Here is a 24992-nt window from a genome sequence, read left to right as displayed (position 1 = left end):
TTAGGAGACACATCGTGACCACGGATAAAAGCCGTTTCGTCGTTTCGGCGGATTGGGTCGAGCAACAGCTTGGCACCCCAGACTTCAAACTCGTCGATGCCTCCTGGTATCTGCCTGCGCATAAGCGCAATGGCAAAGAAGAATTTTTGGCAGGCCACCTGCCCGGCGCCGTGTTTTTCGACCAGGATGCGATCGCAGACCACAGCACGGGCCTGCCGCACTCCCTGCCCTCGCCACAGGTCTTCGCTCAGGAAGTCGGCAATCTCGGCATCGATGCTGGTGACACGATCGTCGTCTATGATGGCCCCGGCTTTTTCTCCGCACCGCGCGTTTGGTGGATGCTGCGCGTCATGGGTGCCGAAAAGGTCTACGTGCTGGACGGTGGTCTGGATGGATGGAAGGCGGCAGACAAGCCGCTGGAAACCGGCGCTCCAAACATAGAACCAGAGACCTTCGAAGTTCATTTTAATCCCAAACGCATCACCTCATTTGCGGCTATGCGCGCCGTCGTTGACGACGGTGAGGAGCAGATTGCCGACGCACGCGGCGCAGGACGCTTCACCGGTGACGAAGCCGAGCCACGCGCCGGTATGCGTTCCGGCCATATGCCCGGCGCTCGCAACCTGCCCGCCACGGCATTTGCCGAAAACGGTCGCTTCAAGGACCTGCCGACGATCCGCCGCATGTTTACTGAGGCTGGAATAGACCTGACACAGCCGGTCATCACCAGCTGTGGTTCGGGCGTCACCGCGGCGGTCATCACTCTGGCACTGGAGTCACTCGGCCATTTCGATAATTCGCTTTACGATGGCTCGTGGTCGGAATGGGGTTCCAAAGAGGACACTCCGATCGTGACCGGACCAGCCGAACCCATCGTCGTAAACGATGTCGGCCCGCTCAAAGCCCATGTCACGCAGTTGGAGATGACAGCGCCACCGAAGGTCAGCCTGCCGGTACCGGTCAACATCCAGACGGCCATCATGCGCACGACGGACATTCCGCTGCATTTCTACCGCTATCTCTATTGGCGCGTTGGCAAACGCTGGCACTGGCAAAAGCGCATGCGCATGAGCGACGCCGAGCTTTCCGTAACGCTACGGGATCCGGCCAATTCGGTCACGGTGCTCTATCTCAACGGCGCGCCCGCCGGTTTCTTCGAACTCAACCGCATCAATACGGATGTGACCGAGTTGTCCTATTTCGGGCTGATGGAAGAAGCGATCGGTGCAGGCGTCGGCAAATGGTTTCTGTTGCAGGCGCTTTACGCGGCTTGGCAGGACAATCCGAAAAAGATCACCGTTTCCACCAACACGCTGGACCACCCGCGCGCGCTACAACTCTACCAGATGATGGGCTTTTCCCCCGTCAGCACGTCCGAGGCCTGGGTCGAGCCGCTGACGGATAGCGAGTATCTGGAGATTTCGCGGCGGGGGTAAGCGCGTCTCGCACGCCCTTCATGCTGAGGTGCTTTGCCCATCGGGCAAAGCCTCGAAGCACGCACCTGAGCTGTGACCGCAGTCCTCGCCGTTCGAGGCTTCTGCGGAGCACCTCAGGATGAGGACTGCTACCGCCGCTACGCACAATCACACGTTGGTAGGGGATGCCTCCGAGCCTAAAGCTCCTGCCCCAAATTCACAGCGGTCGGAATTTCCTGGGCAGGATCACTTTCCTTTTCGCTGCCCCCGCTGGCGAGATGCGCGGCGATGAGTTCACCGTGAAATCTGGCCATCTCGTAGCAATAGGTGATTTCGCGCTTTTCCGCTGACCAGTAGACGTCAGGGCGACCGCAGGTGCGGGCCGTCAGTTTCACATCACCCTTGAGGTTGTAGCCATTGAAGCTGCGGGCAATTAGATCCAGAACTTTGGATTCCTTGACGATGGTGGCGTAGATATCGAGAAATGGATCGCGAACCGGCTCGTACCGGGCCGTAAATTTGGTGGCACCTGCCTTCGCCACGAACGGCTTCAACGCATCATTCCAGCGTGCGACCGTCTGTGGATAGGCCGCTTCGCAGGCCTTCCAGTCGTTCTTTGGCAGGCCCATCATATCCGCCAGATCACCGTATCCGCCTGCATCCTTGCCCACCATCAGGCAAGCCATCTGGCGGTCGCGCGTCGTGTTGGGAACGAGCGTCGAGTATACAGGGGCTGCATGGTCTGGCAATGACTGTGAAGAGCGCGCCAGATACCAACTATCGGTCGCATTGACGATTGCCGTATCCAGCCATTCCTCATTGGCTTCCAGCATCATGGTGCCTGCCAATTGATCTGCGGAGTTTGCGCCAGCATCGGCCTCGGGCAGCGCCAGATCGGAAATCAGCATTTTTGCCGCCTCGTGATAGAGGCCGAAAATCGCATTGCCGATGACGAAATTCACCGTCTGCTGCAACTGGTCATCCGAAAGACCGTCTAGCGCGGGCGCGGTTTGCGCATGGGCGGCAGGTGAAAAAAACGAAAACACGGTGACCAGAGAAGCGGTCATCAACCTGCGCAGCATGGACATGAACTTTCCAAAAAGAGGACGTTCGATTGATTGCCACACTCAACGGCACAAGCAATGGGGTGGTTGCCTCCAGACGCAAGAAACGGGTGGATACACGCATGTTTGAAGAGCATAGCGACAAACAAGCAACGCTCAAGGAGACGCTATGACCAAGATCATTTTCACCGCCATGAATGCCGATGAGGCAGACGAACTTCGCCGCGGCGAGTTGGACGCTAACGGCCAAAAACCGGAGCGTTCCATCGCTGCGGGAAGCTTTCCCTGCCGGGTCTGCCTCGGGCAGATCAAGGACGGCGAAGCCATGCTGTTGCTGGCCTATCGACCATTTCCAAGCCTGCAACCCTTCGCTGAGACGGGCCCGATTTTCATCCACGCCGAATCATGCAGTGCCTATGAAGCGCAGGAAATCCTGCCGCCCATGCTCGAAAGCTCTGACTATATCGTGCGCGGCTACAGCCACGCCGACCGCATCGTCTATGGCACCGGCGCCGTGACGCCGACCGAAGGAATCACCGAGCGAGCCAGGGAATTGCTGGCGAATGATGATATCGCCTATGTGCATGTCAGGTCCGCGCGCAACAATTGTTACCAGTGCCGGATCGACCGGGCGTGAAACGTTATTCCACCCAATTTTATCGAATATTCTAAACGGCCATCAAACCTTCTGTGCGATTTTGACACAATGAAAAAACAGGGGGCTGACACGATGACTGGCAGTATGAGCATGCAAAATCGCGGTGCGGGCCGCAGCAAGACCCGCATCTACGGTACGGTTCAATATTTCAACCAGACAGTCAAAGGCCGCGTGGTCGATCTCTCGGCCACCGGCATGGCGCTGGAACTCGAAGGGGCCTTTGCCGCCGCCAAAGGCAGCCGCGTGAAGGTACAAAGCGAGGATCTGGGTTTCATCGAGGGCACGGTGCAATGGCAGCATGCCAACCGGCTGGGTCTGCAATTGCAGCTTTCCACCAACACGCTGGCACAGCTTTCCTCCTACTTCCGCTTCTTCCATGAAGAGGTGAAGCCGACGCTGGCGGGATGAGGGGATTTTTACCGGACGGTTCAAAAATCCGGGGTAAGTCATATGCTTGTCATTTTGATGATGGACTCCTTGGGAATTCGTCTTAGGCTGCGCCTTTTCCATGCAGCCTGAATTCCATCGAGGAGTTTCCATGTCTTCGCTTATCGGCCTCCATCCCATCACGCGCCGCTCCCTGCTGAGCGGCATTGCGGCATCTTCCGCCCTTGTCATGCTGCACCCGTTTGCGGCGCGCGCGCAGGGCAATCAGGCGCATCTGCGCATTATGGAAACGACCGACATCCACGTCCACGTTTTCCCTTATGATTATTATGCCGATAAGCCGAACGACACGCTGGGCCTCGCCCGCACCGCCTCCATCATCGACAGCATTCGCGCAGAAGCCGGCAACTCCATGCTGGTGGATAACGGCGACTTCCTTCAGGGCAACCCGCTGGGCGACTACATCGCCTATGAGCGTGGCATGAAGGCCGGTGACAAGCACCCGGTCATCAATGCCATGAACGTGCTGGGCTATGACTGCGGCACGCTGGGCAACCACGAGTTCAATTACGGGCTCGACTTCATGTTCAACACCCTGGGCGGCGCTGGCTTCCCTTATGTCTGCGCCAATTTGACCAAGGGACAGCTGGCGTCCAATCCCAAGCAGGACGACCTCTTCTTCAAGCCTTTCGTCATCCTCGACAAGCAGATCAAGGACGGCTCCGGTGCCACCAGCACCGTCAAGGTCGGCATCATCGGCTTCGTGCCGCCGCAGATCATGATGTGGGATGCGAAGAACCTTGAGGGCAAAGCGCAGACCCGCGACATCGTGGATGCTGCCAAGGCCTGGGTGCCCGTCATGAAAGAACAGGGTGCCGATATCATCATCGCGCTTTCGCACTCCGGTATCGAAGGCAAGGGTCAGAGCGACCGCATGGAAAACGCCTCGCTGTATCTTGCTGGCGTCAAGGATATCGATGCGGTCTTTACCGGCCACCAGCATCTCGTCTTCCCTGGCCCCAAGACCTGGGAAGGCATTGAAGGCGCCGATCCGGTCAAGGGCACGCTGATGGGCAAGCCTGCCGTCATGGCCGGTTTCTGGGGCTCGCATATGGGCCTCATTGATCTGCTGCTGGAAAAGGATGGCAAGAGCTGGAAGATCGTGGACTTCACCAGTGAAGCACGCCCGATCTATCACCGTGATGACAACCGCAAGATCGTGGCGGACGTCAAGGACAAGCCGGAGGTCATCGCCGCCGTCAAGACGGATCACGAAGCCACCCTCGCGTATGTCCGTCGCCCTGTCGGCAAAACATCCGCGCCGCTCTACTCCTACTTCGCGCTGGTGGCCGACGATCCATCCGTGCAGATCGTGTCCAACGCGCAGACCTGGTACATCAAGGACATGCTAAAGGAAGGTCAGTACAAGGACCTCCCCGTGCTTTCAGCGGCAGCTCCCTTCAAGGCTGGTGGTCGCGGTGGAGCGGACTATTACACCGATGTGCCCGCCGGTGACATTGCCATCAAGAACGTCGCCGACCTCTACCTCTATCCCAACACCGTGCAGGCCGTGCTGATCACCGGCGCGCAGGTCAAGGACTGGCTGGAAATGTCGGCGGGCATGTTCAAGACGGTGGAAGCAGGCGCAAAAGACGCACCGCTGCTGAACAATGATTTCCCGTCCTACAATTACGATGTCATCGATGGCGTGACCTACCAGATCGACATTTCCAAACCGGCGAAGTTCGACAAGGACGGCAAGGCGGTCAACCCGGATGTCAGCCGCATCGTCAATCTCCAGTTCGAAGGCAAGCCGATCGACCCGGAACAGAAATTCGTGGTGGCAACGAACAATTACCGCGCCAGCGGTGGCGGCAAGTTCCCCGGCATTTCATCCGACAAGATCATCTTCGTCGCGCCTGATACCAACCGCGACGTGATCGTGCGCTACATCATCGCGCAGGGCACCATCAACCCGTCTGCGGATGATAACTGGTCCTTCGCGCCCGTGGCCAACACGACCGCCGTGTTCGAAACCGGACCGAAGGCACGCCAATACGCCAAGGACGTGAAGGGCGCAAAGATCGAGGAAGCCGGTGACGGCGCCGAAGGCTTTGCGAAGTTCCGCCTGACCCTCTAAGACAAAAATACCGTGAGGCGCGCGTTCAACCGTGCGCCTCACGGCTTTTCGGCATCTTCCGTTTCAGTGGCTGTGCATCGTTCTCGTAAAATTGTTTTCCGCACATGCTCCAAATCCATTTTTTTCTCGTAATGTGAAACATATCTTACGAAGCCAACGTACTGGGTATTGGATAGCAATATCGCCGATTGGTTTCTCAGGAGGTTTCCATGCCCGCCTATCGCCCACCCCGTATCTCTTCTGCCGAAATCACCCCGCGTGACGTCTACCTGTCCCGACGCAATTTTCTGGGAACCGCAGCCGGTCTCGCTGCCATGGGTCTGACGGCTGAGAGCGCTCTCGCCGCACCGCTGACCGCCAAGCCCGGCCCTTACAAGCTGGATGACAAGCTGACGCCGCTCGATGCCGTGACCAGCTACAACAACTTCTACGAATTCGGCACGGGAAAATCCGATCCGAAAGAGAATGCTGGAAACTTCAAGCCGACACCATGGACGGTGAAAGTCGATGGGCTGGTCGGCAAGCCGCAGGAATTCGGGATCGAAGACCTGCTGAAATCCCCGCTGGAAGAGCGTACCTATCGCATGCGCTGCGTCGAGGGCTGGTCCATGGTCATCCCGTGGATCGGGTTCTCGCTGTCTACCCTGCTGGACAAGGTAGAGCCGCTTGGCAGCGCGAAATATGTCAAATTTGAAACCGTTGTCCGCCCGGAAGAGATGCCTGGCCAGAGCGGTTTGTTCCAGCCCCTGGACTGGCCTTACGTTGAAGGACTACGTCTTGATGAGGCTCGCCACCCCCTGACGATTCTCGCTGTCGGTCTTTACGGTGAAACGCTGCCGAACCAGAACGGCGCGCCAATCCGCCTTGTCGTGCCGTGGAAATACGGTTTCAAGGGCATCAAATCCATCGTGCGGATTTCTTTGGTCGAAAAGCAGCCGGAAACGACGTGGAAGAACTCAAACGCGCGCGAATATGGCTTCTACTCCAACGTCAATCCGAAGGTGGATCATCCACGCTGGAGCCAGGCGACCGAGCAACGCATCGGCGACGGTGGCTTTTTCAGCACGCAGAGAAGACCCACGTTGATGTTCAACGGCTATGATGAGGTTGCAGGCCTTTATACCGGGCTGGATCTGAAGGCGAATTACTGATTATGGCGTTCGCCCTCTCGCTCCCATCTTTGCCGAAACGATATCAGCCGACGGCCATCTGGGCGCTTTATGTCGTCGGTCTGGCGCCCGGTGTCTGGTATTTCTATCTCGCTGCCACCGGCGGACTGGGTTTCAATCCGGTCAAGGATTTCGAACATCTTCTCGGCATATGGGCACTGCGTTTCCTATGCCTCGGTCTCGTCGTCACGCCACTACGCGATCTCTTCAACATCAATCTCATCGCCTACCGACGGGCGCTGGGACTGATCGCTTTCTATTACGTGCTGGCCCATTTTGCGGTTTATCTGGTGCTGGATCGTGGTTTGGTTTTCAGCTCCATCCTCTCAGATATTCTCAAGCGGCCATACATCATGTTCGGCATGGCAGGTCTTGTGATGCTGATACCGCTGGCGCTGACCTCTAACCGCTCGTCGATCCGCACTCTGGGCTCACGCTGGAACACGCTGCACCGCTTGACCTACTTCATCCTGATTGCCGGTACTTTGCATTTCGTGCTGGCGCGCAAGTCGCTGACGCTGGAGCCGGTCTTCTACATCGCGGTGATGCTCATTCTGCTCGGATATCGAACCGTCAGACCCACCATTATGGCCCGGAAACGTGCTCGCAAGGCCGCTCTTTCGCCAAAAAGCGCTGCGCGATGAGCGCTGCCATCGCTATGCCCAAGCCGTAAGACACGATATTCCACAGCGAAAAAACACGACCGAGGAGCAAGGCTCCTGATGTCGTCGCGCGAAATGCATCCAGCGCTGGAAAATGCACAAGCCGGATCGCTTCGACAACGATTGCCACCACGCAGGCAACCGCGACGGCCAAACCCCGTTTGCGCCGCGGCAAGATGGTCGCGACAAGCAGATAGACCATCGATCCCCACAGCACCGACCCGCCATATTTCACGACGATGAATGGCAACCCGACAGTGTAACCGTATCGCCGCAGCGCCAGCCCGACGACGATCACCACACATACCGCGATAAAAAGCGCGGAACGGCTGTCGTAAAATCGGTGAGCATCCTTGATCATCATGTCGCTTTATTTCCGGTTTGTTGTAGAGATACAATCCTGCCGCGCAAAAGGACCGATGGCTTTGACAAGCAAAACCACCTACCCCGCCAGCCGTCTGTCCACGCTTGACGCCTTCCTTTGCGATCGACAGCCGTGGGGCGAGTTGAAAGGCCTAAAGCGTTTCATCGTCGAGTTTCTCTATTTCGGTATCAAGGAAGCGCGAGCCTGCATGTTTGCCGGGCTATTTTTTATCTCGATCTTTCTGGTACCGCGAGACGGCCTGCTTGGCCTGCCCCGCTATGATGTTCTGCTGGTAATCGCCCTTGGCATTCAGTTTTTCATGATTTGGAGCAAACTGGAAACACTGGACGAAGCCAAGGCGATTCTCCTCTTTCACGTCGTCGGCTTCGCACTCGAAGTCTTCAAAACATCAAGCGCCATCCAGTCATGGTCCTATCAGGATTTCGCCTATACCAAAGTTCTTGGCGTGCCCCTGTTTTCCGGCTTCATGTATGCCGCCGTCGGCAGCTACATCATTCAGGCATGGCGCCTGCTCGATGTCCGCATCCGCCACCATCCGCCCTATTGGATGGCCTCGCTGATGGGCATCGCGATCTACGCCAACTTCTTCACTCACCACTTCATCGGCGATTATCGATGGTACATCGCCGCCTGCGCCATCGGCCTCTATGCCCGCGCCACTGTCATCTACCGTCCCTATGATCGCGACCGCAAAATGCCGCTGCTGCTCTCCTTTATCCTGATCGGCTTCTTCGTCTGGCTCGCGGAAAACATTTCCACCTTCTTCGGCATCTGGAGCTACCCTAACCAACTCGGCGCATGGTCGGCAGTGCATATCGGCAAATGGAGCTCATGGTCGTTGCTGGTCATCATGACGTTCTCGATCGTTTCTCATCTGAAGCACATCAAAGGCCGGATTTCAGTGCCGGAGTGAGCTGGAACGTCCCATGAAAATTGCCGCAGCACAGAGCATCGTAACAAAAGACGTCGCCGAAAACGGCCGGATTATACGCTCGCTCATTCATCAGGCAGCAGATCAAGGTGCCCGCCTCGTCAACTTCTGTGAGGGTGCACTATCGGGCTATGCGAAGGCACAAATTACCTCTCCCGAAGACTGGCAAAACTTCGATTGGAATGCACATGCCGCCGAACTCGAAGCCATTGCTAAAACATGCAAGGACAAAGGCACATTTGCAGTGATCGGATCAGCATCTCCGCTGCCCTCGCCTCACCCGCCGCGCAACAGCCAATACATCATCAATGATCACGGCCAGATGATTGCGCGATACGACAAGCAATATCTCTCAAATTCCGAACTTGATGGCTGGTTCACACCGGGAAAACATCCGATCACCTTCGAAGTCGATGGCTACCGCTTTGGTTGCCTAACGTGCATCGAAGTGCAGTTTCCAGAATTGTTCATGGAATACGAAAGTCTCGATGTCGATGCGATTCTGTTTTCATCCTACGGAATTGGAAACTTTTTTCAGATCGCACTACGCGCCCATGCCGGTTTCAATTGCGTCTGGATCAGCGGCGCAACACCCGCGCAAAAGGCACCCCAAGGCCCTGCGGGAATTTTAGGGCCAGACGGAAAAGTCATCGCAGCCTGCACAGTGGAGCCAAGCAATCAATTGGCTTTTGCAAAGCTTGATAGAAAAGACGCCCATTATGACGGGCCCCTTAACAAAGCTCGCCCATGGCGAAGAGCCGCAAGGCAGGGAACGATTTACGCGGAAAAGCAGATCGATGCAGATTGATGAGGGCCAGCGCTGATGAGAGAGGCCAGCAAGGTAGGACGCAGGATCAAGAGCTGGTGCGTCGTTCTCTCCGTTCTGTTTCATGGCCTTCTCTGTATTTCCCTTTTTCTCATGCCTTCTCCTCTACCGAATTCTGTCCCGCAAGATGGGAGCATCAGCGTGGAAATCATCCCGTCAGCCCCTGCCGCGCTCCAGCCAGTGAGGCGGTCTCCAATTGCAAATCACGTCCCAGCTCAGCCTGCCCCATCCGCGACGTCTCCGTTACCCGGCAACGAACCCATTACCGAGCCAGCGGCAAGCTTTAAGACACCGCCTCAGAATGTCCTGAATAAAGACAACAAAACGAATTTTGTGAAGCCAACACGAGTGCTCTCGGAAGATGTTCTCGCGGACCGCCGAAGCACACAGGCGCGAGAGGCGCTGAAACAGCTTGCGCCGACAGATCAGATTGAACAGCTTTGCAATCTGGAAGCCATGGCGCAAGTCGGCGCGTGGAGCAAGGAACTGAAGCCAGACCGGGTCGTGGCCTATGCCATGGCCGATCCTAAATTGTCAGGTAGCGCTTTCGTCGCCGAGGGAGCGGCCATTCACAGCGAGCGCGACTGGTATCGTCTTCAATTCAAATGCCAACTGGCCATATATAAAACGAAAGTCGCTGCGTTTGAATTTCTGCTGGGAGACTCGATACCAAGAGAAATCTGGGGCGAACATAATCTGCCGGATGAAGATGGAGCGTCTGATTGATCCAGCCCATCAGCACGCCGATAACAAGCTGATTCACGCTTCAAGATAGTCCGCCAAAACAACAAAAAGCCGGATGATCGCTCACCCGGCTTTTCATTATTTAACGCTTTTCAGCGCCTGATATTATGCAGCTTCGGCTTCAGCAGCTTCTGCAGCAACGCGAGCCTTGTCGGCCTTGCCCTTGGCGTCTACGTCGCGTTCTACGAACTCGACAACAGCCATGGCAGCGTTGTCGCCCTGACGGTAGCCAGCCTTCATGATGCGCAGGTAGCCGCCGTTACGGGTGGCGTAACGTTCAGCGATGGCATCGAACAGCTTGCGAACTGCATCCTGATCCTTGATCTGGGACACGGCCTGACGACGAGCGTGCAGGTCGCCGCGCTTGCCGAGCGTTACGAGACGTTCGACGATCGGGCGAATTTCCTTCGCCTTTGGCAGCGTCGTTACGATCTGCTCATGGGTGATGAGCGAAGCAGCCATGTTCGCAAACATTGCCTTGCGGTGGCTGGCGGTTCTATTGAGCTTGCGGCCTGAATTTCCGTGGCGCATTGCTATTCTCCTTTATGCAGGTTCCTATCCGGGCCTGCCGTTTCCTGGCACATGCAGGCGATGTGCCTGCTGTTTGACGGGGAAAGGCAGTCTTTAAAGGGCCTGCCTTTTTATTTGTTAATACTGATCTTCGTAACGCTTAGCGAGATCTTCGATGTTCTCTGGCGGCCATGCTGGCACTTCCATGCCGAGGTGCAGACCCATGGAAGCGAGAACTTCCTTGATTTCGTTGAGCGACTTGCGACCAAAGTTCGGTGTGCGAAGCATTTCGGCTTCTGTCTTCTGAATGAGATCGCCAATGTAGACGATGTTGTCGTTCTTCAGGCAGTTTGCCGAACGAACGGACAGTTCCAACTCGTCGACCTTCTTGAGAAGCGCCGGGTTGAATGCCAGTTCGGTCACTGATTCTTCTTCTGCTTCCTTCTGCGGCTCGTCGAAGTTGACGAAGACGCCGAGCTGGTCCTGAAGAATACGAGCGGCGAAGGCAACGGCGTCTTCGCCGGAAACCGAACCGTTGGTCTCGATCGTCATGATCAGCTTGTCGTAGTCCAGAACCTGACCTTCACGGGTATTTTCAACCTTGTAGGACACTTTCTTGACCGGAGAATAAAGGCTGTCCACCGGAATAAGACCGATCGGTGCATCTTCCGCGCGGTTACGCTCTGCAGGCACATAGCCCTTGCCGTTGTTGACGGTGAATTCCATGCGGATTTCAGCGCCATCATCCAGCGTGCAGATGACGTGGTCAGGGTTGAGGATTTCGATGTCACCAACCGTCTGGATATCGCCAGCGGTTACGGCACCTGGACCCTGCTTGCGCACGACCATGCGCTTGGAATCGTCACCATCCATCTTGATGGCGATTTCCTTGATGTTCAGCACGATGTCCGTCACGTCTTCCCGAACGCCGGGAATGGAGGAGAACTCGTGCAGAACGCCGTCGATCTGAACCGCTGTTACAGCGGCCCCACGCAGAGACGACAAGAGAACGCGACGAAGCGCGTTACCGAGCGTCAGACCGAAACCGCGTTCCAGCGGCTCGGCAACCAGCGTTGCCTTGGTGCGGCTGGAAGACGTGAACTCGACCTTGTTCGGCTTGATCAGTTCCTGCCAATTCTTTTGAATCATCTTTAAACCTTCCGTTCGCCGCCACCATCCAATCGTGGCGGACCGAGCATGATCACCGAGAGGAACCATAAGGTTCATCGGAGGGTTTGAAAGCGTTGGAAAACCGGACAAGCCGGCCACCCCACGCCGATTACGCGAAAATTCCGCCAGACCGAAGGTAAGGCGGAATTCCCTGACAGAAACGCGTTAGACGCGGCGCTTCTTGCGCGGGCGGCAACCGTTGTGCGGGATCGGCGTTACGTCGCGGATCGAAGTGATCATGAAACCGGCAGCCTGGAGAGCGCGAAGTGCGGACTCACGGCCAGAACCTGGACCGCAAACCTCTACCTCAAGCGACTTCATGCCGTGTTCCTGAGCCTTCTTGGCGCAATCTTCAGCAGCGATCTGGGCAGCGAACGGGGTCGACTTACGCGAACCCTTGAAACCCTTTGCACCAGCAGACGACCAGGCAATAGCATTGCCCTGTGCGTCGGTGATGGTGATCATCGTGTTGTTGAAGGTCGAGTTGACGTGCGCTACGCCCGACGTGATATTTTTACGTTCGCGACGTTTAACGCGAGTGGCTTCCTTGGCCATGGTCTACCTTTCATTGATCTCTTCACCGCCGTAACACCAGCGGCTACACCGGCGAAAAGCCTTACGGACTTTTCGCCAAACTCAGAAAGGCTGGCGCGGCTCGCACCAGCCTTCCCATTCCGGAAAACCGGAAAATTACTTCTTCTTACCAGCAATCGCCTTCGCTGGACCCTTGCGGGTACGAGCGTTGGTGTGCGTGCGCTGACCGCGGACCGGAAGGCCACGACGGTGACGAAGACCACGGTAGCAACCAAGGTCCATGAGACGCTTGATGTTCATCGATGTTTCGCGACGAAGATCACCCTCGACGCGGTAATCGCGGTCGATGGTTTCGCGAATCTGAAGGACTTCTGCGTCCGTCAGCTGATGAACGCGCTTTTCAGCCGGAATACCGACCTTCTCCATGATTTCCTGCGCGAATTTCGAACCAATCCCGTGAATATAGGTCAGCGCGATAACAACGCGCTTTGCAGTCGGGATGTTGACGCCAGCGATACGTGCCACGTCTATACTCCTTGCGTTCCAGTTGCCATCCGGCAAGTGGTGCTTTCATTTGAGCGACATGATGCTGCCGCCAGTTCAAATTGATGTTCGTCACAAGTCAAAACGACTGAACCCGGACTTTCCTTCCCTAAAGGAAAATCCGCGCCAGTCGCTTGGGTTGTCGCGAGTTGGCGCGGTGTTTAACGGAATCGGTTCAAAAAAGCAACCGGCCCCGCCAAGATTCTTTAGATACGCGCGGCAGATGCCCCGGCAGTGTTGTCTTTTTCAAGCGCGGCTTCGATAGCAGCAGCCACGACATCCATATCGGCCATGCCATCCAGCACCACGAGTTCTCCCTGCTCCTGATAGTATTGAGACAGAGGCGCCGTTTTTTCGCGGTACTCGGACAGACGCTTGCGGAACGATTCGGGATTGTCATCCGAACGAACAGTTCCACCGGCAGCCACCGTTTCAGCAACGCGATTTTCGATTCGGCGCACCAGCGCTTCTTCGTCTACCCGCAGCTCTATCACGCCATCGAGAGTGAGATTCTTCTGCCGCATGTTATCCGCAAGCGCCTTGGCCTGCGGAACCGTGCGTGGGTAACCATCGAGAATGAAACCATTGGCACAGTCAGGCTGCTCAATGCGTTCGGACACGATCTGGTTGACGATATCATCCGATACGAGACCACCGGCATCCATCACTTCCTTGGCGCGTTTCCCGATTTCCGATCCGTCGTTGACGGCAGCACGAAGCATGTCGCCGGTCGATAGCTGCGGAATGGCATATTTGTCCGTCAGGCGCTTGGCCTGGGTTCCCTTGCCAGCACCCGGCGGTCCCAAAAATATCAGTCTCATCGTCCCCTCTTTCCTCCACGCAGTTTCGATTTCTTGATCAGCCCCTCATATTGCTGAGCGATCAGGTGACCCTGAATCTGTGCCACAGTATCAAGAGTTACACTGACAACGATCAAAAGCGAAGTACCACCAAGGGCTAATGGGATGCCCGTGCGCGCAATCAGCGTTTCCGGGAGAATACACACGAAGACGAGGTAGATCGCGCCCACGACGGTGATACGGGTCAAAACATAGTCTATGTACTCGGCTGTCCGCTCGCCTGGACGAATACCAGGGATAAAGCCGCCATGCTTCTTCAGATTGTCAGCCGTATCCTTCGGATTGAAGACGATTGCCGTGTAGAAGAACGCAAAGAACGCGATCAGCATACCGTAGAACAACATGAACAGCGGCTGGCCATGCTGCAACGACGCAATGATGGTCGTAGCCCAAGGTGGCAGGTTCGTGCTGTTCGTGAAGCCGGCTGCGGTTGCAGGCAGAAGCAGCAGCGAGGACGCAAAGATAGCAGGAATGACGCCAGCCGTGTTCAGCTTCAGCGGCAGGTGCGACGTGTCGCCCTGGAACATACGGTTGCCCACCTGTCGCTTCGGATACTGGATCAGAAGGCGACGCTGCGCACGCTCGACGAACACGATCAGCGCAATCACGCCAATGGCGACCACAATGACCATGAGAATGAGACCGGTGGACAAAGCGCCCGTACGACCCAGTTCCAAAGTACCAGCCAGAGCCTTTGGCAAACCAGCGGCAATACCCGCGAAGATGATCAACGAGATACCGTTACCGATACCACGCGACGTGATCTGCTCTCCAAGCCACATCAGGAACATCGTGCCGCCGAGCAGCGTGATGACCGTGGAAATACGGAAGAAGACGCCGGGATCGACGACGAGCCCTGCCCCGCCTTCAAGACCAACGGCAATGCCATAAGCCTGGAGCGTACCGAGCAGCACCGTGCCGTAACGCGTGTACTGGTTGATGATCTTGCGACCCGCCTCACCTTCCTTTTTCAAGGCTTCGAGGGACGGAACGACCGATGTCATCAGCTGCACGATGATCGATGCGGAAATGTAAGGCATGATGCCGAGCGCGAAAATCGCCATGCGCTCTACAGCGCCGCCCGCAAACATGTTGAAGAGACCGAGAATACCGTTCGCCTGGCCCTGAAAGGCGCGTGCATAGGCTTCCGGGTTCAGACCAGGAAGCGGAATATGCGTGCCAAGGCGATAAACGAGAAGTGCGGCAAGGGTGAACCATAGGCGCTTTTTCAGATCTTCAGCTTTCGCGAAGGTCGAAAAATTCAGGTTCGAGGCCAGTTGTTCCGCTGCTGAAGCCATAAATTTCTCCGCATGACCCTTGTCCAGCGGCACGGAAACCGGCAATTCCGGAAAAGGTCTAAAAGATACTGGTTCAAAAACCGGGCTTCGGACGGATCATGGCTTTCTAGCCTAATCATGCCTCACCCTGTTTTCTTGCGTCCGCTCCACGTTCAATTGAACGCTTCGGAACTGTGAGGCTCCCCCCGTGACGTTTGCACATCACTTGAGAGTATCCGCACAAGCCGACTTAATCGATTAGGATTCAAAGGCTTATGCGACTTCGAGCACAAACGCCCGGAGTGAAACACACCGGGCGTTCAAGACGTTATATTACTCTGCGGCTTCCGCTGCAACAACCAGAAGCTTGATGGAACCACCAGCCTTCTCGATTTTTTCAACAGCAGACTTGGAAGCGCCAGCAACTTCGAAGGAAACCTTCGTTGTCAGTTCACCATCAGCCAGAATGCGCACGCCGTCCTTGACGCGACGGATAACGCCAGCAGCCTTGAGGGCAGCAGCATCAACAGTCGTCTTGGCATCGAGCTTGCCCGCATCGATAGCAGTCTGAACGCGACCGATCGATACTTCTGCATACTCGGATGCGAAGATGTTGGTGAAGCCACGCTTTGGCAGACGGCGGTAGATTGGCATCTGGCCGCCTTCGAAGCCGTTGACGGCAACGCCGGAACGAGCCTTCTGACCCTTGACGCCGCGACCACCGGTCTTGCCCTTGCCAGAACCGATACCGCGACCTACGCGGATACGATCCTTGGTGGAACCTTCGTTGTCTTTAATTTCATTGAGTTTCATGATGACTTCCTCCGTCTCACTTCTCGTCTACGACGCGAACGAGATGCTGGACAGCACGGATCATGCCGCGAACAGCCGGAGTATCCTCCAGAGTGCGCTGACGGTGCATCTTGTTGAGGCCCAGGCCGATCAGCGTCTGGCGCTGAACCGCAGGGCGGCGAATTGGGCTGCCGATCTGTTCGACCGTAACAGTCGTCTTGGCTTCAGTGGTCTTCTTGGCCATGATACTGCTCCTTATTCTTCAGCAGCGTTGCCGGAAGCGGCGCGGCGAGTCTGAAGGGTAGCATACTTAAGACCGCGCTGTGCAGCGATGTCCTTAGGATGAACCTGGTGCTTCAGGGCGTCGAACGTTGCACGAACCATGTTGTATGGGTTCGAGGAACCGGTCGACTTGGCAACGACGTCATGAACGCCGAGCGTTTCGAAAACTGCGCGCATCGGGCCACCGGCGATGATACCAGTACCGGCCTTTGCAGAGCGAAGCAGAACCTTGCCAGCGCCGTGACGTCCGTTGACGTCGTGGTGCAGCGTACGGCCATCGCGAAGCGGAACGAAAATCAGATCGCGCTTTGCAGATTCGGTTGCCTTGCGGATCGCTTCTGGAACTTCACGAGCCTTGCCGTGACCGAAACCAACGCGACCCTTCTGGTCACCAACGACGACGAGAGCAGCAAAACCGAAACGACGGCCGCCCTTGACGACTTTTGCAACGCGGTTGATCGCAACCAGCTTGTCAACGAATTCGCTATCGCGCTCTTCGCGGTTCTGGCGATCGTCGCGAGAACCTCTTTTTTCCTGTGCCATTGTCCTTTTCCTTTTTCTTTTGCGGGTGGAACGGCATACGAAAAGACCATCGGCTTCATTGCTGAAACCCGCATGGTCCGGTGAAAATCCGCCCGGTCATTGCCGGGCGGAAAAGTCTTAGAAGTTCAGACCGCCTTCGCGGGCAGCTTCAGCCAAAGCCTTGATACGGCCGTGGTAAATGAAGGCGCCGCGGTCGAATACGACATCCTTGACGCCAGCCTTGCCAGCGCGTTCAGCAACCAGCTTGCCAACTGCGGCAGCTGCTGCAACGTCAGCACCCGTCTTCAAAGACGAGCGCATGTCAGCCTCGAGCGTGGAGGCAGACGCAAGCGTCTTTCCAGCCACATCATCGATAACCTGAACGTAGATGTTCTTCGACGAGCGATGAACCGACAGGCGCGGACGACCGTTGGCAACCGCTTTAATCTGACGGCGCACGCGGTTCGCGCGACGTGCAAGTGCTTCTTTCCTGCTAGCCATTTCGCGTGATCCTTACTTCTTCTTGCCTTCTTTGCGGATGATCCGTTCTTCAGCGTACTTGACGCCTTTGCCCTTGTAGGGCTCGGGACCACGGTATTCGCGGATTTCCGCGGCAACCTGACCGACCTGCTGCTTGTTGATACCCGAAACGATGATTTCCGTTGGCTTCGGAACGGCAATGGTGATGCCTTCCGGAGTCTGGTAAACTACATCGTGGCTGAAACCGAGTGCCAGCTGCAGGTTCTTGCCCTGCATGGCAGCACGATAACCAACGCCGTTGATTTCGAGCTTGCGTTCGTAACCGTCCTTGACACCCTTGAAGATGTTCTCGACCATCGTGCGGGACATGCCCCACTTGGAACGAGCTTCCTTGGAGTCGTTGGCAGGCGTTACGGAAACCGCGCCATCTTCCAGTTTAACCTGGACTTCGTCATTGGCGACGAAGAACAGTTCGCCCTTAGGACCCTTGGCAGTAATCTTCTGGCCGTCGACATTGGCCGTCACACCTGCAGGAACCTGAACGGGCTTTTTACCGATACGAGACATATTTCTATCCTGTCTGTCCGTTAAGGAGATCCTTGCCCAGTCTTAGAAGACGGAGCAAAGAACCTCACCACCAACGTTCTGTTCGCGAGCCTGGTGATCAGCCATCACACCCTTCGGAGTCGAAAGGATGGTGATGCCGAGGCCGTTCGCAACCTGCGGGATGGACTTGACCGAGACATAAACCCGGCGGCCCGGCTTGGACACGCGGCCGATCTCACGGATCACCGACGCGCCTTCGTAGTACTTCAGTTCGATGGTGAGCTCGGACTTGCCGTTCTCGAAATCGACCTTGGAATAACCGCGAATGTAGCCTTCAGCCTGAAGCACGTCGAGAACGCGTGCACGCAGGCTGGATGCTGGGGTGTTGACCGAAGACTTGCGACGGGCTGCACCATTGCGGATTCGGGTGAGCATATCACCCAAAGGATCAGTCATTGTCATGTGCCCGTCTCCTTACCAGCTCGACTTGACAATACCCGGCACCTTGCCGGAATTGCCCAACTCGCGAAGCGCGATACGCGACATCTTGAGTTTACGATAGAACGCGCGCGGACGGCCCGTTACTTCGCAGCGGTTGCGGATACGCGTCTTCGAGCCGTCACGCGGCAGCGAAGCGAGCTTCAGAGTTGCCTGGAACCGCTCTTCGATCGGAAGGGACTGGTTCATGACAATAGCCTTGAGGGAGGCACGCTTGCCAGCCTGCGAGGCAACTGTCTTGCGGCGGCGCTTGTTCTTTTCAACTGCGCTTGTTTTCGCCATATCGGAGTTCCTTTTCTACGCTCGTCGTTACGGTTACTGACGGAACGGGAAGTTGAACTCTGTCAAAAGAGCCCGTGCTTCGTCGTCCGATGTCGCCGTCGTGCAAACGATGATGTCCATGCCCCACATCTGATCAACCTTATCGTAGTTGATCTCTGGGAACACAATGTGCTCCTTGATGCCCATGGCGAAGTTGCCACGGCCGTCAAAGCTCTTGGGGTTCAGACCCCGGAAGTCGCGAACGCGCGGAAGCGCGATGTTGACCAGACGATCAAGGAATTCGTACATGCGGGCGCCACGAAGAGTAACCTTCGCGCCGATTGGCATGTGCTCGCGAACCTTGAAGCCCGCGATGGAATTGCGAGCCTTGGTGATGACAGGCTTCTGACCGGCAATAGCCGCCAAATCGCCAGCAGCAACTGTTGGCTTCTTAGAATCAGCCGTTGCTTCGCCAACACCCATGTTGATGACGATCTTGTCCAGCTTGGGGATCATCATAACGTTCGCGTAAGAGAACTTCTCTTGCATCGCGCCGCGAATACGGGAAACGTATTCAGCCTTGAGACGCGGCTCGTACTTGGACTCAGCCATCGATCACTTCTCCCGAACGCTTGGCCACACGGACCTTCTTGCCATCGATAACCTGGAAACCAACGCGAGTTGGCTTGCCATCCTTATCGGCGATGGCGAGGTTGGAAATGTGCAAGGAAGCTTCCTTGTTGATGATGCCGCCTTCCTGGCCCTGGGTCTGGCGCTGGTGACGTTTCACCATGTTTACGCCACTCACAAAAGCCCGGTCTTCTTTCGGCAAGACCTGTGTTACTTCGCCGGTACGGCCCTTGTCCTTACCGGTCAATACGACAACTTTGTCGCCTTTACGAATTTTCTGCATCGCTATCGCTCCTTACAGTACTTCTGGAGCCAGCGAGATGATCTTCATGTGGTTCTTAGCGCGAAGTTCGCGTGGAACCGGTCCGAAGATACGGGTGCCGATCGGCTCTTTCTTGTTATCGATAAGAACGGCTGCGTTATTATCGAAACGGATGACGCTGCCGTCAGCGCGGCGGATGTCCTTGGCGGTACGAACAACAACCGCCTTCATCACGTCGCCCTTTTTGACGCGGCCGCGCGGAATTGCTTCCTTGATCGAAACGACAATAATGTCGCCAACGGAAGCATACTTACGCTTCGAGCCGCCCAGCACCTTGATGCACATGACACGACGTGCGCCGGAATTATCCGCCACGTCGAGGTTTGTTTGCATCTGAATCATGTCAGGTCGCCTTCTTGTTGTTACCGGACCGGTTGGGCACACCTAAACGGATGGCCCCCTGTTCCAGCTTATGAACTGTCTCTGTTTTCGCGCGGAATAATCGTGACAGGGTGGTTTCCTAAAGGACCTTCCGTGCGCATCAAAGCAAAAGAACGCCCGTGAACGAGCGTTCTTGTGCTGCTTCATACAGACTTTCGCGCATATAGCAAGGCCCGCGCGAAAATCTGTTGAAATTATGCCTGGGCGGAAACCACCGTCCAGCGCTTATCCTTGGAAATCGGCGCGCATTCCTCGATGGAAACGGTATCACCGATCTTGTACTGGTTGTTTTCGTCGTGCGCCTTGTACTTCTTCGAACGGCGAACGGTCTTCTGAAGCAGCGGGTGAGCGAATCGGCGCTCGACGCGAACTACGACAGTCTTCTCGTTCTTGTCGGACACAACGACGCCCTGCAGAATGCGTTTAGGCATATTATTCTTCCTTTAGGCCTTGGCTTCTGCCGCCTTCTGGCGGGCAATGGTTTTCACGCGGGCGATGTCCTTGCGGACTTCGTCAATGCGCGAGGACTTTTCCAACTGGCCGGTTGCCTTCTGGAAGCGCAGGTTGAACTGCTCTTTCTTCAGGTCGGCGAGTTTGTCCTTGAGCTGATCGGCGCTGAGGCCGCGAACGTCTTCGGCTTTCATGGTGCCTGCTCCTTACTCTGCGATGCGCTGAACGAAGCGCGTCTTAACCGAGAGCTTGGCCGCGCCGAGACGGAGCGCCTCGCGGGCGATCTCCTCGGAAACACCGTCGATCTCGAACATCATACGACCGGGCTTGACCTTGCATGCCCAGTATTCAACAGAACCCTTGCCCTTACCCATACGGACTTCGGTCGGCTTCGCCGTAACCGGAGTGTCTGGGAATACGCGGATCCACACACGACCAGCGCGCTTCATGTAACGCGTGATCGCGCGGCGGGCCGCCTCGATCTCGCGCGCGTTCACGCGGTTCGGTTCCTGCGACTTCAAGCCGAATTCACCGAATGCCAGGTCAAAGCCGCCCTTGGCCACGCCTTTAATGCGACCCTTAAACTGCTTACGGTACTTAGTACGCTTTGGCTGCAACATTTTCTAACTTCTCCGAGCTTATCTTTCGCCAGCGTCAATCAAGCGTTTTCGCGGCGACGGTCGCCACGATCGCCGCGCTCACGGCTTGCCGGACCCTGTGCATCGCCTTCGAGCCCACGACGCTCGGAAGCCATTGGATCGTGCTCAAGGATTTCGCCCTTGAAAATCCAAACCTTGATGCCGCAGATGCCGAATGCGGTCGTGGCTTCTGCCACACCGTAGTCGATGTCCGCACGCAGCGTGTGCAATGGAACGCGACCTTCGCGGTACCATTCGGTACGAGCGATTTCAGCGCCACCAAGACGGCCACCGCAGGTGATCTTGATGCCTTCGGCGCCAAGACGCAGTGCGGACTGAACAGCGCGCTTCATGGCGCGGCGGAAAGCCACGCGACGTTCGAGCTGCTGAGCGATCGACTGAGCAACGAGCGTTGCGTCGATTTCCGGCTTGCGCACTTCAACGATGTTGAGGTGCGTCTCAGAAGCAGTCATCTCGGAAATCTTCTTGCGAAGCTTCTCGATGTCTGCACCCTTCTTGCCGATGATCAGACCCGGACGAGCCGAGTGAATGGTCACGCGGCACTTCTTGTGCGGACGCTCGATGATGACCTTGGCGATGCCGGCCTGCTTCAATTCCTTGATCAGGTAAGCACGGATAGCGAGGTCTTCATGCAGCAGCTTGCCATATTCGGCAGTGTCTGCGTACCAGCGGCTGTCCCACGTACGGTTGATGCCGAGGCGGAAGCCGATTGGATTGATTTTCTGACCCATTATGCGGCCTCCCCTTTTTCTTCCACTTCACGAACAACGATCGTCAAGTGTGCGAAAGGCTTCTCGATACGCGATGCACGGCCACGGCCACGAGCATGGAAACGCTTCATGGTGATGGACTTGCCGACATAGGCCTCGGCGACGACGAGAGCGTCGACGTCGAGATCATGGTTGTTTTCTGCGTTCGCGATTGCCGATTCCAGCGTCTTCTTGACGGTGGAAGCGATGCGCTTGCGGGAGAATTCGAGCTCGGCGAGAGCGCGATCTACCTTCTTGCCACGGATAAGAGCGGCAACCAGGTTAAGTTTCTGGGGGCTGACGCGGAGCGTGCGGGCAATGGCCTGAGCCTCATTGTCCTTCAGCCGGCGTTCGGTCTTAGCCTTCGCCATGATTACTTCCTCTTTGCCTTCTTGTCCGCGCCATGACCGTAATAGGTCCGGGTCGGAGAGAATTCACCGAACTTGTGTCCGACCATGTCTTCGTTGACCGAGACGGGCACATGCTTGCTGCCGTTGTAGACGCCGAATGTCAGACCAACGAACTGCGGCAGGATCGTGGAGCGACGGCTCCAGATCTTGATCACTTCATTGCGTCCGCCTTCACGTACCTTCTCAGCTTTCGTGAGAAGATAGCCGTCAACAAACGGACCTTTCCATACTGAACGAGCCATTTGAGAGTTCCTCTCTTACTTCTTGCGCTGATGGCGCGAACGCATGATGAACTTGTCGGTCGACTTGTTCGAGCGGGTGCGCTTGCCCTTGGTAGGCTTACCCCAAGGGGTAACCGGGTGACGACCACCCGACGTGCGACCTTCACCACCACCGTGTGGGTGGTCAACCGGGTTCATCACGACACCGCGAACGTGAGGCTTCTTGCCGCGCCAGCGTGAACGACCTGCTTTGCCGTCGTTGATGTTGCCGTGATCGGCATTCGAGACAGCGCCGATGGATGCAAGGCAAGAGCCATGCACGAGACGCTGCTCGCCGGAGTTCAAGCGAAGGATCGCCATCCCCGCATCGCGGCCAACGAGCTGAACATAGGTACCGGCAGAGCGGGCAATCTGACCACCCTTTGCAGGCTTCATCTCGACGTTGTGGATGATTGATCCGACAGGAATGTACTGAAGAGGCATAGTGTTGCCTGGCTTCACGTCCACTGCCTTTTCGGAGGCAATCACCTTGTCACCGGCAGCGAGACGCTGTGGCGCGAGAATGTAAGCCTGTTCGCCGTCCGTGTATGTCACGAGCGCGATGAATGCGGTGCGGTTAGGGTCATATTCCAGACGCTCGACCGTACCTTCAACGTCGAATTTACGACGCTTGAAGTCTACCAGACGGTAGGTCCGCTTGTGACCGCCGCCCTGAAAACGAACGGTGATCCGGCCCTGGTTGTTACGGCCACCCTTCGAGCTGAGGCCCTCTGTGAGAGCCTTTACCGGCTTGCCCTTGTAGAGCGAAGAACGGTCCACGATAACCAGCTGACGCTGGCTTGGCGTGGTCGGATTGAAACTTTTCAATGCCATTGTATTTGTTCCCTTTTGGGTCTTTGCCCGCTTGGGCCTAACCTTTAGAGTCCGGTGGACACGTCGATGGATTGACCTTCGGCCAGCGTAACGATGGCTTTCTTGACATCCTTACGCTTACCAGCGAATCCACGGAAACGACGGGTCTTACCCTTGCGGATAAGCGTGTTCACAGCCGTGACCTTGACGCCGAAGAGTGCTTCGATAGCTGCCTTGATTTCAGGCTTCGAAGCGTCTTTGGCGACGTTGAATACGACCTGGTTCTGTTCGGAGACCAGCGTCGACTTTTCCGTGATCGATGGAGACACGATCACATCGTAGTGGCGAAGATCCGTCATTTGAACCGCTCCTCAAGGGCTTCAACTGCAGCCTTGGAAAGCACGAGCTTGCCACGACGCAGTATGTCGTAAACATTGATGCCCTGGATCGGAAGAACGTCCACATTCGGGATGTTCTGTGCTGCGAGCTTGAAGTTGCCGTCAAGTTCTGCGCCACCGATGACGAGAGCGTTGGTCAGGCCAAGCGATGCGAAGCTACCCAGCAGAGACTTGGTCTTTGCTTCGGTTGCCACGAGCTGATCGATGATGATCAGGTCTTCGGCCTTCAGCTTGGCAGAGAGTGCGTGACGCAGAGCGAGTGCACGAACCTTCTTAGGAAGGTCATGTGCATGGCTGCGAACGACTGGGCCGTGGGCCTTGCCGCCGCCGCGAAACTGCGGTGCGCGTGCCGAATGGTGACGAGCGCGGCCCGTACCCTTCTGCTTGTACATCTTTGCACCCGTGCGGGAAACTTCCGAACGGTTCTTGGATTTATGCGTTCCCTGCTGCTTCTTGGCGAGCTGGTAACGAACCATGCGGGCCAGGATATCCTGGCGTGGGTCGAGGCCGAAAATTTCGTCCGACAGGGATACCTTGCCGGCGTCTTTTCCCTCGAGGGTTGTGACGTTCAATTCCATGATGAGGCTCCCTTACTTCGCTGCCGACTTAACGGCGTCGCGGACGATGATCCAGGAACCCTTGGAACCGGGAACGGCGCCCTTCACGAGGATCAAACCGCGACCCTCATCAGTCGAAACCACTTCCAGATTCTGGGTGGTAACGCGTGTGCTGCCCATATGACCAGCCATGCGCTTGCCCTTCCAGACCTTGCCCGGATCCTGGTTCGAACCAGTCGAACCATGGGCACGGTGCGAGACGGAGTTACCGTGAGAAGCGCGACCACCACCGAAGTTGTGACGCTTCATGGAACCCGCGAAGCCCTTACCGATCGTGGTGCCGGTAACGTCTACCAGCTGGCCTGCCTGGAAATGATCTGCGGTCAGTGTTGCACCGACGTCGATGAGGTTTTCGGGGGATACCCGGAATTCAACGAGCTTTGCTTTCGGCTCGACGCTGGCAGCGGCGAAATGACCGCGGAGTGCCTTTGTCGTATTCTTGACCTTGGACTGGCCTGCACCGAGCTGAACTGCGGTGTAGCCATTCTTGTCTTCTGTGCGCTGGGAAACAACTTGTACGTTGTCCAAACGCAGTACCGTTACTGGGATATGCTCACCGGCGTCGTTATAGACCCGGGTCATACCCACTTTCTGTGCAATCACACCTGAACGCATTGGTTCAATCCTCTTGCGAGCCTTGAAGGGAA

The 24992-nt window shown here is 56.4% G+C and carries 37 protein-coding genes; 9 read left to right on the top strand and 28 right to left on the bottom strand.

Going from position 1 to position 24992, the window contains the following annotated elements; translation table 11 throughout:
- Positions 1-14 precede the first annotated feature (14 nt).
- Positions 15-1436 carry a 3-mercaptopyruvate sulfurtransferase gene (gene sseA, locus HRR99_RS23215; RefSeq protein WP_338422839.1) on the top strand — a complete coding sequence of 474 codons (1422 nt, stop codon included), beginning with the start codon at positions 15-17 and terminating at the stop codon, positions 1434-1436.
- Between the two features lie 176 nt (positions 1437-1612).
- Here sseA and HRR99_RS05565 read toward each other — a convergent pair whose 3' ends face one another.
- Complete coding sequence (locus tag HRR99_RS05565) at positions 1613-2503, bottom strand: DUF4344 domain-containing metallopeptidase (RefSeq protein WP_233123053.1); 891 nt, start codon at positions 2501-2503, stop codon at positions 1613-1615.
- A gap of 145 nt (positions 2504-2648) precedes the next feature.
- On the opposite strand from HRR99_RS05565, the gene HRR99_RS05560 reads away from it, so the two are divergent.
- The 5 genes from HRR99_RS05560 to msrQ all read left to right on the top strand — a co-directional run bounded on the left by HRR99_RS05560 (position 2649) and on the right by msrQ (position 7477).
- Entirely contained in the window at positions 2649-3116 is a 468-nt protein-coding gene (locus HRR99_RS05560) for a DUF1203 domain-containing protein (protein WP_233123052.1), read from the top strand.
- Positions 3117-3209: 93 nt separating this feature from the next.
- Positions 3210-3545 (top strand): PilZ domain-containing protein, encoded by a 336-nt coding sequence (locus HRR99_RS05555; protein WP_233123051.1) that lies wholly within the window; start codon positions 3210-3212, stop codon positions 3543-3545.
- Positions 3546-3675: 130 nt separating this feature from the next.
- Positions 3676-5664 carry a bifunctional 2',3'-cyclic-nucleotide 2'-phosphodiesterase/3'-nucleotidase gene (locus HRR99_RS05550; RefSeq protein ID WP_233123050.1) on the top strand — a complete coding sequence of 663 codons (1989 nt, stop codon included), beginning with the start codon at positions 3676-3678 and terminating at the stop codon, positions 5662-5664.
- Between the two features lie 209 nt (positions 5665-5873).
- Positions 5874-6815, top strand: coding sequence for a protein-methionine-sulfoxide reductase catalytic subunit MsrP (gene msrP, locus HRR99_RS05545; RefSeq protein WP_233123049.1), 942 nt, complete (start codon positions 5874-5876; stop codon positions 6813-6815).
- 2 nt (positions 6816-6817) lie between these two features.
- Entirely contained in the window at positions 6818-7477 is a 660-nt protein-coding gene (gene msrQ, locus HRR99_RS05540) for a protein-methionine-sulfoxide reductase heme-binding subunit MsrQ (protein WP_233123048.1), read from the top strand.
- Here the strand turns inward: msrQ and HRR99_RS05535 are convergent.
- A complete protein-coding gene (locus HRR99_RS05535) occupies positions 7419-7859 on the bottom strand; it encodes a ribosomal maturation YjgA family protein (protein WP_422387294.1) in 441 nt (146 codons plus the stop codon). The genes msrQ and HRR99_RS05535 overlap by 59 nt on opposite strands.
- A 61-nt stretch (positions 7860-7920) precedes the next feature.
- On the opposite strand from HRR99_RS05535, the gene HRR99_RS05530 reads away from it, so the two are divergent.
- From HRR99_RS05530 to HRR99_RS05520, 3 genes are all read left to right on the top strand, one after another.
- Positions 7921-8793 (top strand): DUF817 domain-containing protein, encoded by an 873-nt coding sequence (locus HRR99_RS05530; RefSeq protein WP_233123047.1) that lies wholly within the window; start codon positions 7921-7923, stop codon positions 8791-8793.
- Between the two features lie 13 nt (positions 8794-8806).
- Positions 8807-9619, top strand: a complete 813-nt coding sequence (locus HRR99_RS05525; protein WP_233123046.1) for a carbon-nitrogen hydrolase family protein — start codon at positions 8807-8809, stop codon at positions 9617-9619.
- A 159-nt stretch (positions 9620-9778) separates the two neighbouring features.
- The gene (locus HRR99_RS05520; protein WP_233123045.1) at positions 9779-10363 is read left to right on the top strand and encodes a DUF930 domain-containing protein; all 585 of its coding nucleotides are present in this window, start codon (positions 9779-9781) and stop codon (positions 10361-10363) included.
- A gap of 123 nt (positions 10364-10486) precedes the next feature.
- Here the strand turns inward: HRR99_RS05520 and rplQ are convergent, their stop codons facing one another.
- From rplQ to rplC, 26 genes are all read right to left on the bottom strand, one after another.
- Entirely contained in the window at positions 10487-10912 is a 426-nt protein-coding gene (gene rplQ, locus HRR99_RS05515) for a 50S ribosomal protein L17 (RefSeq protein ID WP_111838920.1), read from the bottom strand.
- 117 nt (positions 10913-11029) lie between these two features.
- Complete coding sequence (locus tag HRR99_RS05510; RefSeq protein ID WP_003495228.1) at positions 11030-12040, bottom strand: DNA-directed RNA polymerase subunit alpha; 1011 nt, start codon at positions 12038-12040, stop codon at positions 11030-11032.
- A gap of 186 nt (positions 12041-12226) precedes the next feature.
- Positions 12227-12616: a 30S ribosomal protein S11 gene (rpsK, locus tag HRR99_RS05505; protein WP_045230761.1), complete on the bottom strand. Its 390-nt coding sequence runs from the start codon at positions 12614-12616 to the stop codon at positions 12227-12229.
- A gap of 135 nt (positions 12617-12751) precedes the next feature.
- Positions 12752-13120, bottom strand: a complete 369-nt coding sequence (gene rpsM / locus HRR99_RS05500; RefSeq protein ID WP_111838919.1) for a 30S ribosomal protein S13 — start codon at positions 13118-13120, stop codon at positions 12752-12754.
- 224 nt (positions 13121-13344) lie between these two features.
- Entirely contained in the window at positions 13345-13959 is a 615-nt protein-coding gene (locus HRR99_RS05495; protein ID WP_233123044.1) for an adenylate kinase, read from the bottom strand.
- Entirely contained in the window at positions 13956-15296 is a 1341-nt protein-coding gene (gene secY, locus HRR99_RS05490; RefSeq protein ID WP_111838917.1) for a preprotein translocase subunit SecY, read from the bottom strand. Before secY ends, HRR99_RS05495 begins: the two co-directional genes overlap by 4 nt.
- Before the next feature lie 312 nt (positions 15297-15608).
- Positions 15609-16088: a 50S ribosomal protein L15 gene (gene rplO / locus HRR99_RS05485; protein ID WP_111838916.1), complete on the bottom strand. Its 480-nt coding sequence runs from the start codon at positions 16086-16088 to the stop codon at positions 15609-15611.
- Positions 16089-16104: 16 nt separating this feature from the next.
- The gene (rpmD, locus tag HRR99_RS05480; protein ID WP_045230765.1) at positions 16105-16311 is read right to left on the bottom strand and encodes a 50S ribosomal protein L30; all 207 of its coding nucleotides are present in this window, start codon (positions 16309-16311) and stop codon (positions 16105-16107) included.
- A gap of 11 nt (positions 16312-16322) precedes the next feature.
- Positions 16323-16892, bottom strand: a complete 570-nt coding sequence (gene rpsE, locus HRR99_RS05475; RefSeq protein ID WP_111838915.1) for a 30S ribosomal protein S5 — start codon at positions 16890-16892, stop codon at positions 16323-16325.
- 117 nt (positions 16893-17009) lie between these two features.
- Entirely contained in the window at positions 17010-17372 is a 363-nt protein-coding gene (gene rplR / locus HRR99_RS05470) for a 50S ribosomal protein L18 (protein ID WP_111838914.1), read from the bottom strand.
- A 12-nt stretch (positions 17373-17384) separates the two neighbouring features.
- Positions 17385-17918 carry a 50S ribosomal protein L6 gene (gene rplF / locus HRR99_RS05465; protein ID WP_111838913.1) on the bottom strand — a complete coding sequence of 178 codons (534 nt, stop codon included), beginning with the start codon at positions 17916-17918 and terminating at the stop codon, positions 17385-17387.
- 42 nt (positions 17919-17960) lie between these two features.
- Positions 17961-18359: a 30S ribosomal protein S8 gene (gene rpsH / locus HRR99_RS05460; protein WP_042618522.1), complete on the bottom strand. Its 399-nt coding sequence runs from the start codon at positions 18357-18359 to the stop codon at positions 17961-17963.
- A gap of 12 nt (positions 18360-18371) precedes the next feature.
- A complete protein-coding gene (gene rpsN, locus HRR99_RS05455; protein ID WP_062451328.1) occupies positions 18372-18677 on the bottom strand; it encodes a 30S ribosomal protein S14 in 306 nt (101 codons plus the stop codon).
- Between the two features lie 33 nt (positions 18678-18710).
- A complete protein-coding gene (rplE, locus tag HRR99_RS05450; protein ID WP_111838912.1) occupies positions 18711-19268 on the bottom strand; it encodes a 50S ribosomal protein L5 in 558 nt (185 codons plus the stop codon).
- Positions 19261-19569: a 50S ribosomal protein L24 gene (gene rplX / locus HRR99_RS05445; RefSeq protein ID WP_111838911.1), complete on the bottom strand. Its 309-nt coding sequence runs from the start codon at positions 19567-19569 to the stop codon at positions 19261-19263. The genes rplE and rplX overlap by 8 nt, the downstream gene beginning before the upstream one ends.
- A gap of 12 nt (positions 19570-19581) precedes the next feature.
- Positions 19582-19950 (bottom strand): 50S ribosomal protein L14, encoded by a 369-nt coding sequence (rplN, locus tag HRR99_RS05440; protein WP_003495199.1) that lies wholly within the window; start codon positions 19948-19950, stop codon positions 19582-19584.
- Between the two features lie 233 nt (positions 19951-20183).
- Positions 20184-20420, bottom strand: a complete 237-nt coding sequence (gene rpsQ / locus HRR99_RS05435) for a 30S ribosomal protein S17 (RefSeq protein WP_111838910.1) — start codon at positions 20418-20420, stop codon at positions 20184-20186.
- A gap of 12 nt (positions 20421-20432) precedes the next feature.
- On the bottom strand, positions 20433-20633 hold the full coding sequence (gene rpmC, locus HRR99_RS05430; protein WP_042618527.1) for a 50S ribosomal protein L29: 201 nt from the start codon (positions 20631-20633) through the stop codon (positions 20433-20435).
- Positions 20634-20645: 12 nt separating this feature from the next.
- Entirely contained in the window at positions 20646-21059 is a 414-nt protein-coding gene (gene rplP / locus HRR99_RS05425) for a 50S ribosomal protein L16 (protein WP_042618528.1), read from the bottom strand.
- Between the two features lie 38 nt (positions 21060-21097).
- Positions 21098-21829, bottom strand: coding sequence for a 30S ribosomal protein S3 (rpsC, locus tag HRR99_RS05420; protein WP_111838909.1), 732 nt, complete (start codon positions 21827-21829; stop codon positions 21098-21100).
- Positions 21829-22218 (bottom strand): 50S ribosomal protein L22, encoded by a 390-nt coding sequence (rplV, locus tag HRR99_RS05415; RefSeq protein ID WP_045230773.1) that lies wholly within the window; start codon positions 22216-22218, stop codon positions 21829-21831. The genes rpsC and rplV overlap by 1 nt, the downstream gene beginning before the upstream one ends.
- A 2-nt stretch (positions 22219-22220) precedes the next feature.
- Positions 22221-22499, bottom strand: a complete 279-nt coding sequence (gene rpsS / locus HRR99_RS05410) for a 30S ribosomal protein S19 (protein ID WP_045230774.1) — start codon at positions 22497-22499, stop codon at positions 22221-22223.
- Positions 22500-22514: 15 nt separating this feature from the next.
- Positions 22515-23351: a 50S ribosomal protein L2 gene (rplB, locus tag HRR99_RS05405; RefSeq protein ID WP_111838908.1), complete on the bottom strand. Its 837-nt coding sequence runs from the start codon at positions 23349-23351 to the stop codon at positions 22515-22517.
- A 44-nt stretch (positions 23352-23395) separates the two neighbouring features.
- Entirely contained in the window at positions 23396-23689 is a 294-nt protein-coding gene (locus HRR99_RS05400) for a 50S ribosomal protein L23 (RefSeq protein WP_062451321.1), read from the bottom strand.
- Entirely contained in the window at positions 23686-24306 is a 621-nt protein-coding gene (rplD, locus tag HRR99_RS05395) for a 50S ribosomal protein L4 (protein WP_111838907.1), read from the bottom strand. Before rplD ends, HRR99_RS05400 begins: the two co-directional genes overlap by 4 nt.
- Positions 24307-24318: 12 nt before the next feature.
- Positions 24319-24960, bottom strand: coding sequence for a 50S ribosomal protein L3 (gene rplC / locus HRR99_RS05390; RefSeq protein WP_045230777.1), 642 nt, complete (start codon positions 24958-24960; stop codon positions 24319-24321).
- Positions 24961-24992 lie beyond the last annotated feature (32 nt).

It is taken from the genome of Agrobacterium vaccinii, from assembly GCF_021310995.1.
GTDB classification, from domain to species: Bacteria; Pseudomonadota; Alphaproteobacteria; order Rhizobiales; family Rhizobiaceae; genus Agrobacterium; species Agrobacterium vaccinii.
Note: the sequence above shows the minus strand (reverse complement) of the source record. Positions and strands in the feature narration are given on the sequence as shown.

Coding starts and splice junctions, on each gene's coding strand:
- HRR99_RS05565 (WP_233123053.1), bottom strand. CDS start 2,503: ATGTCCATGCTGCGCAGGTTGATGACCGCTTCTCTGGTCACCGTGTTT.
- HRR99_RS05560 (WP_233123052.1), top strand. CDS start 2,649: ATGACCAAGATCATTTTCACCGCCATGAATGCCGATGAGGCAGACGAA.
- HRR99_RS05555 (WP_233123051.1), top strand. CDS start 3,210: ATGACTGGCAGTATGAGCATGCAAAATCGCGGTGCGGGCCGCAGCAAG.
- HRR99_RS05550 (WP_233123050.1), top strand. CDS start 3,676: ATGTCTTCGCTTATCGGCCTCCATCCCATCACGCGCCGCTCCCTGCTG.
- msrP (WP_233123049.1), top strand. CDS start 5,874: ATGCCCGCCTATCGCCCACCCCGTATCTCTTCTGCCGAAATCACCCCG.
- msrQ (WP_233123048.1), top strand. CDS start 6,818: ATGGCGTTCGCCCTCTCGCTCCCATCTTTGCCGAAACGATATCAGCCG.
- HRR99_RS05535 (WP_422387294.1), bottom strand. CDS start 7,859: ATGATGATCAAGGATGCTCACCGATTTTACGACAGCCGTTCCGCGCTT.
- HRR99_RS05525 (WP_233123046.1), top strand. CDS start 8,807: ATGAAAATTGCCGCAGCACAGAGCATCGTAACAAAAGACGTCGCCGAA.
- rplQ (WP_111838920.1), bottom strand. CDS start 10,912: ATGCGCCACGGAAATTCAGGCCGCAAGCTCAATAGAACCGCCAGCCAC.
- HRR99_RS05510 (WP_003495228.1), bottom strand. CDS start 12,040: ATGATTCAAAAGAATTGGCAGGAACTGATCAAGCCGAACAAGGTCGAG.
- rpsK (WP_045230761.1), bottom strand. CDS start 12,616: ATGGCCAAGGAAGCCACTCGCGTTAAACGTCGCGAACGTAAAAATATC.
- HRR99_RS05495 (WP_233123044.1), bottom strand. CDS start 13,959: ATGAGACTGATATTTTTGGGACCGCCGGGTGCTGGCAAGGGAACCCAG.
- secY (WP_111838917.1), bottom strand. CDS start 15,296: ATGGCTTCAGCAGCGGAACAACTGGCCTCGAACCTGAATTTTTCGACC.
- rplO (WP_111838916.1), bottom strand. CDS start 16,088: ATGAAACTCAATGAAATTAAAGACAACGAAGGTTCCACCAAGGATCGT.
- rpmD (WP_045230765.1), bottom strand. CDS start 16,311: ATGGCCAAGAAGACCACTGAAGCCAAGACGACTGTTACGGTCGAACAG.
- rpsE (WP_111838915.1), bottom strand. CDS start 16,892: ATGGCACAGGAAAAAAGAGGTTCTCGCGACGATCGCCAGAACCGCGAA.
- rplR (WP_111838914.1), bottom strand. CDS start 17,372: ATGGCTAGCAGGAAAGAAGCACTTGCACGTCGCGCGAACCGCGTGCGC.
- rplF (WP_111838913.1), bottom strand. CDS start 17,918: ATGTCTCGTATCGGTAAAAAGCCCGTTCAGGTTCCTGCAGGTGTGACG.
- rpsH (WP_042618522.1), bottom strand. CDS start 18,359: ATGACAATGACTGATCCTTTGGGTGATATGCTCACCCGAATCCGCAAT.
- rpsN (WP_062451328.1), bottom strand. CDS start 18,677: ATGGCGAAAACAAGCGCAGTTGAAAAGAACAAGCGCCGCCGCAAGACA.
- rplE (WP_111838912.1), bottom strand. CDS start 19,268: ATGGCTGAGTCCAAGTACGAGCCGCGTCTCAAGGCTGAATACGTTTCC.
- rplX (WP_111838911.1), bottom strand. CDS start 19,569: ATGCAGAAAATTCGTAAAGGCGACAAAGTTGTCGTATTGACCGGTAAG.
- rplN (WP_003495199.1), bottom strand. CDS start 19,950: ATGATTCAGATGCAAACAAACCTCGACGTGGCGGATAATTCCGGCGCA.
- rpsQ (WP_111838910.1), bottom strand. CDS start 20,420: ATGCCTAAACGCATTCTGCAGGGCGTCGTTGTGTCCGACAAGAACGAG.
- rpmC (WP_042618527.1), bottom strand. CDS start 20,633: ATGAAAGCCGAAGACGTTCGCGGCCTCAGCGCCGATCAGCTCAAGGAC.
- rplP (WP_042618528.1), bottom strand. CDS start 21,059: ATGTTGCAGCCAAAGCGTACTAAGTACCGTAAGCAGTTTAAGGGTCGC.
- rpsC (WP_111838909.1), bottom strand. CDS start 21,829: ATGGGTCAGAAAATCAATCCAATCGGCTTCCGCCTCGGCATCAACCGT.
- rplV (WP_045230773.1), bottom strand. CDS start 22,218: ATGGCGAAGGCTAAGACCGAACGCCGGCTGAAGGACAATGAGGCTCAG.
- rpsS (WP_045230774.1), bottom strand. CDS start 22,499: ATGGCTCGTTCAGTATGGAAAGGTCCGTTTGTTGACGGCTATCTTCTC.
- rplB (WP_111838908.1), bottom strand. CDS start 23,351: ATGGCATTGAAAAGTTTCAATCCGACCACGCCAAGCCAGCGTCAGCTG.
- HRR99_RS05400 (WP_062451321.1), bottom strand. CDS start 23,689: ATGACGGATCTTCGCCACTACGATGTGATCGTGTCTCCATCGATCACG.
- rplD (WP_111838907.1), bottom strand. CDS start 24,306: ATGGAATTGAACGTCACAACCCTCGAGGGAAAAGACGCCGGCAAGGTA.
- rplC (WP_045230777.1), bottom strand. CDS start 24,960: ATGCGTTCAGGTGTGATTGCACAGAAAGTGGGTATGACCCGGGTCTAT.